Source organism: Pseudomonas syringae group sp. J309-1 (assembly GCF_032582135.1).
GTDB lineage: Bacteria > Pseudomonadota > Gammaproteobacteria > Pseudomonadales > Pseudomonadaceae > Aquipseudomonas > Aquipseudomonas quasicaspiana.
Genome location: NZ_JAWHNU010000008.1, coordinates 126,798 through 134,103, shown reverse-complemented (window position 1 = coordinate 134,103; position 7,306 = coordinate 126,798). Strand labels below are relative to the sequence as shown.

Genomic DNA, 7,306 nt, shown 5'->3' with positions numbered 1-7,306 from the left:
GGTTTGCATTTACTTCAGGTTCACCGCGATCCCGTGGGACCGAATTCATTCGGGAAGGCGGCATTCCTGATGGACACAGATACATCGAATGTACCGGATTTTCGCGAATGAATTCGCTCCTACAGGGTGTGCGCCCGGCTCAGATTCAACTGCGTGCGACCGCAAGAATCGCCTGTGCCCTGGGCGGTTTGATCCCGTAACAAACCATATACAGCGCAGGCAGGAAAAACAGTGTCAGCACGGTAGCGATCGCAATCCCTCCGATCATCGCGTAGGCCATCGGCCCCCAGAAAACCTCGCGGGCTATCGGGATCATGCCCAGACTTGCTGCCGCCGCAGTCAGCAGGATCGGGCGGCAGCGATGCTCGGTGGCCTTGACCACTGCGGTCCACGCCTCTTCTCCAGCAGCCATGAACTCGTCGATCTGCGTGACCAGAATCACCGAGTTACGGATGATGATCCCGATCAGCGCCAGCACCCCGAGGATCGCCACGAAACCCAGCGGATACCCGGTCAACAACAGCGCTGCAACGACTCCGATAAACCCTAGCGGCACCACGCTGACCACCAGCATCAGTTTCTTCACGCTCTGCAACTGAATCATCAGAAAGGTCGCGACCAACAGGAGCATCAGCGGCACGACTTTCAGAATAGGCCCCTGAGAACGAGCGCTGGCTTCGACCGCGCCGCCGGTCGCCACCGAATAGCGCACTGGCAAAGCCGCACTGAATGCCTCGACCTGCGGACGCAACTCACGCACCAGCGCCGCCGGTTGCAGATGGCCAAGTACGTTGGCTTTCAGGGTAATGGTCGGCAGCCGGTCGCGACGCCAGACCAGCGGTTGCTCCTGCTCGTAACTCAAACTGGCGAAGGCCATCAATGGCACACTGGTCCCGCCGGGCACCGGAATCTGCAGGTTGCTCAAGGTTTGCAGCGAGGTCCGCTCACTGGCTTCGGCACGCCCGACCAGATCCACCAGGTAGGTATCATCGCGAACCTTGGTGATGCTGGTGCCGGACACCAGGCTATTGAGAATCTGCGCCACGTCTTCGGAAGACAGGCCGAACTGGCGCACCTTGTCTTGAGCGATATCAATCTTCAGTACTTTGCCTGGCTCGTTCCAGTCGTAGATGACCTGCCCGATATTTGCGTTGGCATCCAGGATGGCCGCCAGAGCCATGGCCTGGCTGCGGACTTGCTCGATATCAGGACCGCTGACCCGATATTGCACGGGCCAACCCACCGGAGGCCCCATGTTCAGCGGCTGCACGTAGCCGCCAACGCCCACGAAGTCATCGCGAAAACGATGACGCAAACGCTCGATCAACTGATCTCGCCCTTCCCCGCCACGGCTGACGATAACCAGTTGGCCATAAAACGGATTACTCAATTGCTGATCCAGCGGCAAGTAAAAACGCACCGCGCCTTTGCCAACGTAGGAGCTCCAGTGCAACACGTCCGGATCGTCCTTGAGCGTGGCTTCGAGGCGGTCCATGACCTGACGCGTACCGTCGATGGAGCCATTCTGAGGCATGTAGATATCGACGAGAATTTCCGGACGATCCGAATCCGGGAAAAACTGGTTTTGCAGTAACTTGCCCGCGAACAGCGAACCGACGAACACCAGCACGGTAAAGCCGATTACCCACCAGCGATGCTTGAGTGCTCCTGACAACGCCCGCCTGAATCCCGACATCCAGACGCCGCCCGCATGCTGATGAGCTTTGGGTACTTTGAGGATGTGCACGCCAATCAGCGGCGCAAACAACACCGCCACCAGCCATGAAAGCAGCAACGCCACTGCGATCACTGCAAACATGGTGAAGACGTACTCACCCGCCGAGCTGGAGTTCAGGCCAATCGGCACGAAACCGGCGACCGTCACCAACGTGCCTGTCAGCATCGGGAATGCCGTGGAGGTGTAGGCAAACGTGGCCGCCTGCTGCAACGAATCGCCGCCCTCAAGCCGGGTCACCATCATTTCCACGGTGATCATCGCGTCGTCCACCAACAGCCCCAGCGCGATGATCAGTGCCCCTAAAGAAATACGCTGCATGGTGATGCCGCTGTACTCCATGAAGACGAAAACCAGCGCCAACACCAGCGGGATTGAACACGCCACGACGAGTCCGGCACGAATGCCCAGGCTAAGGAAACTCACCACCAGCACAATCAGAATCGCCTCGAACAACGCACGCGTGAAGCCGCCTATAGCCTTGTCCACCACCTCGGCCTGACTCGACACCAGATGCACATCAATACCCAACGGCAGCTCACTGGTCAGCGCATCCATACGCTGCTGCAAGCGCATGCCGAAATCCTGAATATTGCCGCCCTGCTTCATGGCCACGGCCAGACCAATCGCTGGCTGGCCGTTGAAGCGAAACATCGAGCTTGGTGGATCGGCATAACGGCGCTCCACCGTCGCCAGATCACTCAGGCGAAAGAAGCGGTCACCGAAGCGCAGGTTGACGGCTTGCAGGTCACTTTCATCCGTGAACTGGCCGCTGGTGCGCACTGCAATCCTTTCCGGACCGGACTCGATGACACCGGCCGGCGTTACTGCGTTCTGCGCTTGCAGACTGGCGATGACCTGCCGCTGATCAATCCCCAGCGCCGCCAGCTTGCGCATGGAGAAGTTCAGGTAGATCACTTCACGTTGCGCCCCCAACAACTCGATCTTGCCCAGGTCCTGCACACTTCGGATGTCCGCCCTGACTTGCTCGACATAGTCGCGCAACTGACGAAAAGAAAGCCCATCGGCGGTAAACGCATAGATGCTGCCGAAGACATCACCGAACTCGTCGTTGAACGCAGGCCCTTGAATGCCTTCGGGCAGTTCACCCCGAATGTCCATGATCTTCTTGCGCACCTGATACCAGGCGGCGGGAATGTCAGCGCTGTGGGTGTCGCTCTTGAGGAAGACAAACAGCGTCGACTCACCGGCCAGGGTGTAGCTCTTCACATAGTCCAGCGCATCGATTTCCTCGAGCTTCTTTTCCATGCGGTCAGTGACCTGCTGCAAGGTCTCCTGCAGTGTCGCACCGGGCCAACGAGCTTGAATGACCATGGTCTTGATGGCAAACGAGGGATCCTCCTCACGCCCAAGATTCATGAACGACCAGCTTCCCATCAGCAACGAAACGAACATCATGTACCAGACCAGTGTGCGGTGCCGAAGCCCCCAGGCAGACAGGTTAAAACGCTCCCTCACAAACTGACCTCGCGATCCATACGAACTCTCTGTCCTGCTCTCAGACCGTTGACCCCGGCGATGACCACCTTGTCACCGTCACGCAACTCACCCTCCACACGCACCGACGCGCCGTGTCGGGCCAAAATGGTTACATCCCGCGAGCTCAAGGTCGCAGACTGCGGATCAATGACCCACACCCGCGCCTGGCCCTCGCGCTCCAGCACAGCGCTGCCCGGCAGTTCGCGAAACGAATCGGCGACACTGCTGATCTCAATGCTCACCGTTGAACCCAGCCGAAAGCTATCCGGCACGGCATCCAGCGTCAGCCGCACGCGCTGGGTGCGTGTCGTCGGATCAATCTGTGGCGACAACTGACGCACACGGGCGGCGACAAAAGCCTGCGGATTGAGCTGGGAAATCACTTGAATCCGAATGCCCTGATTCAGAGTGGCAACCAGATCCAGTGGCAGATCAACCACGGCTTCGCGGCTTTCAGGTCGGGCGAGGCTGACGACCGGATGCCCGGTCGCAACCACCTGACCGACCTCACCATGCCAATCGGTGACCACGCCGTCGAACTCAGCCAGCAAACGGGTGTAGGACAGATGATCAGTGGCTTGCTGCAACGCATTGCGGGCCTGACTGAGAATGGCGTCCTGGGTTTGCAAATCACCGCTCATCTGATCCAGCCGCGCCCGAGCCCCCACACCCCGCTCGATCAGTTGCTGATAGCGCTGCCGCTCTGAGCTCAATTGCTGCCAGGTCGCTTTGGCCTTGTTCAGTTCTGCCTGCCGGGCACGCAGTTGGTTTTGCTGGCCGCTAGGCTCAAGGGTCGCGAGAAGATCACCCCGACGAACCCTGTCACCGATCTCGACCTGACGCGTCGCAATGCGGCCTGCCACTCGAAAGCCCAGTTCGACTTCGTAGCGCGGCTGAATGCTGCCCGCAAAGCGGCCGTGAACATGCTGCTGCGCGTCGACCATTTCGATAAACAACACAGGCCGCTCGACAACCTCGCGCACAGGCTTGTCACGGCAGCCTGCGACCATCATGAAAATGATGCAGAACAACCAGACTTTGCAGATCAAAAGGATGCGAATGGCGGTGACCTTCATCGACTCGCCTCCGCTGCCAAGGCGATGACCTTGGTGTTGTCATCGTTCTTGTCATGGCCCTCGCGCGCAGCGACATCGACTCTCTGCCCCGGATACAAAAACTGCAGACCGCGGGATACCACCCAGTCACCCTCTGCTACTCCGGATGCGATGACTACGTGACCCTGCTCATAACGCAACACCTGCACTTCAACCAGACGCACACGGCTCTGCTCGTCCACGCGCCAGACTGCGGGTTTGCCGTGACTGCGACTCAGAGCCGTCCATGGCAAAGTGAAAGCTTTGCGGGCCTGAGAATCCAGCTTCGCGCTGACAACGGTACCCAGAGCAAGATTGGCGGGAGCGTCTTGCAGCGCGACTCGTACCCGTAATGTGCCGCTGGCGGAGGAGACAATCGGAGTGATTTCACGGATCCTGCCGGACAGCGTCAGGTCCGGATTGCCCAGCCCGCGAACATGTACGCGGCGACCCGGCTGATCAGATTCCAGCAACGATTCGTAGGCCGCGAATACCGCTTCTCGCTCGCCATCGTGGGCAAGACTGAAAATAGGCGTGGCCGCCTGCACCACCTGGCCTTCTTCGGCATGACGCGCCGTGATGACCCCGTCAGCCACCGCGACCAGTTCGGTGTAGCCCAATTGATCGCGCGCATTGGCCTGCTGCGCTTTCAGCGCGGCAAGATCGCCCCGCGCACTCTCCAGCGCAGACTGCGCTTTTTGATACTCGCTGAGATTGGTATAGCCCTTGGGCAGCAACGTTTGCTGACGCTGGTAATTGGTTTGCGCCAAACGCAGTCGCGATTCTCTGGCGGCGGCTTCTGCATCGGCCGATGCCAGTTCAGTGTTTTGCTCTCGCGGGTCGAGCTTTGCCAACCGCTGCCCCGCTCGCACACGATCGCCCACATCGACAAAGCGCTGCACCAGCTTGCCGGACACCCGAAAAGCCTGCTCCGTGACCTTGCGCGCCTGGATATCGCCTGTCAGCTCGACGCTGGTCAGGATGTCGGAAGAAACTACTTCCTGAACCGCCACACGGACCAGTGTTTTCGACACAGGCTTATCGTCAGAACAGCCACTGAGGGAAAGCACCAGAAAAACGTTGAGTCCCAGCGCCAGCCAAGGCTGGCGAACAACCCATCCAGGATTCAAAAACCGGGAATTTCCGGCCACACCACAACACCCGCACAATTGCACAGCACAAGAAATATTCATCAACGACAAAGCCACAGCCCAGTGAAGTATCGCCACACCCGAAGACCGGGTGTCAGAACGAAGACCCGCTACCAAACAGCCAGAAGGCCGTTCTGCGCCTCAGGCAATCGCGGCTTCAGGCCAGGCATGACTGATTTCTTTCTGTGCACCGAGAAAACTCAGGACGGTTTTCTGCGAGTTCAGCCAGGCGGCCTTGCTCTCAAGGTCGAGAAAGTGGCCAGTATCGGGCACAACATTGAAGCTGCTTTGCGCTATGTACGTGGAGAAACTGCGGGCGTCTTCAACAGTGGTGTATTCATCTTTCTCGCCATTGACGAACAACACAGGGATCTTGATAGAAGAGAAACGCTCAACGTAATTACTGGCACTGAGTTTACGAATCTGGCTGATGTGAAAGTCGATCTGGCCGTATTCATGTTCAGCAAGGCTGATCAGGTGTTTGTAGTTATACAGTTTGAAAAGTCGCGGCAGGTACTTGCCCACGGTGTCGTTAAGCAACGAACCGATTTTTCGTTTTTCACGTGCGGCAAGGTAGAGCTGTGCCTTGTCGATGTAGTCCAGCATCGGCTCATTGAGCACTGGCGAGAACGAGCTGATGATCGCTTTCTCAACTGACGCGGGCGACTCGGAAAGCGCCAGCAACGCGGAAACGCCACCCCAGGATACTGAAAGCAAGTAATTGATTTTGTAGAGATTAATAATATTCAGAAGAATTCTGACTTCGTCTTCCTTGGTCACAATCGTATCGCCAGGATTGTGAGCTTTGGACTGGCCGGAGAACGGAAGATCGAACAGCACCAGATTGAAGTGTGGGGCCAGGTACTTCACCGTCTGACCAAACGAGCCGGTGGTCGACAGCGCGCCATTGACGAGCAGAACCGTCTTGGCGCTATCACTTTTCCAGTAAGTTTCGGTATAGATCTTGAACTCTTCGATATCCAGAATCTTGGTTTGCGCACCCATGACAGCCTCCTAGCTTTCGTAATTCCAATAGTTTTTAAGTTCTCTGCTTCGGCTGCCATGCCAAAGCCTCACCCGGTTACAGGCAAAATCCGTTGAGTTCTTGTTTTTAGGTGCATCGATAAGCTGAATCGATTAACGCTATTGTTAACGAATAAGAGAGCAAAAAACGACACCCTGTTGGCGTCATAAAAATGGCTAAGCGCTATTTTCGAAGGGAAACGAGAGTTCAGACATTGGATCCAACTATTGTTCACGGGCCTTCAAGAGCAATAGAGACTGGATGTCTTTCAATTTTTCTGATGGCTCGTGGAGGCCGATATGTGACAAAAGCGGCAATTTCTTGAAACATATCGTTACAACTTCAGGCGGAACTTTTCGATTTTTCTTGTGAATTGCAGCCCGAAACGTTGATTTAGACGCGTTGATGCCCATTGACTTCGAAGGCCGCAATTAATTTGACGCGTTTTTGGAAGAGGGTTTTCACATGGTGCTGGCGATGTCCAGCGACGCAAGTCGGCGTATAGCGGACAGGGACGCGACCTTGAAACGGAAAAGGTGCCGCACTGTTTCGCGGCAAACACAAGACTTGTAGGAGCTGCCGAAGGCTGCGATCGCGGTGTGTCAGAAGAAATGTCTCGCAGCCTTCGGCAGCTCCTACAGAAATGCATTTCATCCAGTCGTTGCATGCTATTTGATGATGCCGCGAGAAACGCGACCTCTAGCGCTGCCTCGCGGCAAACACAGGACTTGTAGGAGCTGCCGAAGGCTGCGATCGCGGTGTGTCAGAAGAAATGTCTCGCAGCCTTCGGCAGCTCCTACAG

The 7,306-nt window shown here is 57.0% G+C and carries 4 protein-coding genes; all 4 read right to left on the bottom strand.

What is annotated here, in order from left to right; genetic code table 11:
- Positions 1-145 precede the first annotated feature (145 nt).
- Positions 146-3,214, bottom strand: coding sequence for an efflux RND transporter permease subunit (locus RX972_RS07145; RefSeq protein ID WP_316873655.1), 3,069 nt, complete (start codon positions 3,212-3,214; stop codon positions 146-148).
- A complete protein-coding gene (locus tag RX972_RS07140; RefSeq protein ID WP_316873653.1) occupies positions 3,211-4,311 on the bottom strand; it encodes an efflux RND transporter periplasmic adaptor subunit in 1,101 nt (366 codons plus the stop codon). Before RX972_RS07140 ends, RX972_RS07145 begins: the two co-directional genes overlap by 4 nt.
- On the bottom strand, positions 4,308-5,522 hold the full coding sequence (locus RX972_RS07135) for an efflux RND transporter periplasmic adaptor subunit (protein WP_316873651.1): 1,215 nt from the start codon (positions 5,520-5,522) through the stop codon (positions 4,308-4,310). The genes RX972_RS07140 and RX972_RS07135 overlap by 4 nt, the downstream gene beginning before the upstream one ends.
- Before the next feature lie 99 nt (positions 5,523-5,621).
- Positions 5,622-6,485 (bottom strand): alpha/beta fold hydrolase, encoded by an 864-nt coding sequence (locus tag RX972_RS07130; protein WP_122397700.1) that lies wholly within the window; start codon positions 6,483-6,485, stop codon positions 5,622-5,624.
- Positions 6,486-7,306 lie beyond the last annotated feature (821 nt).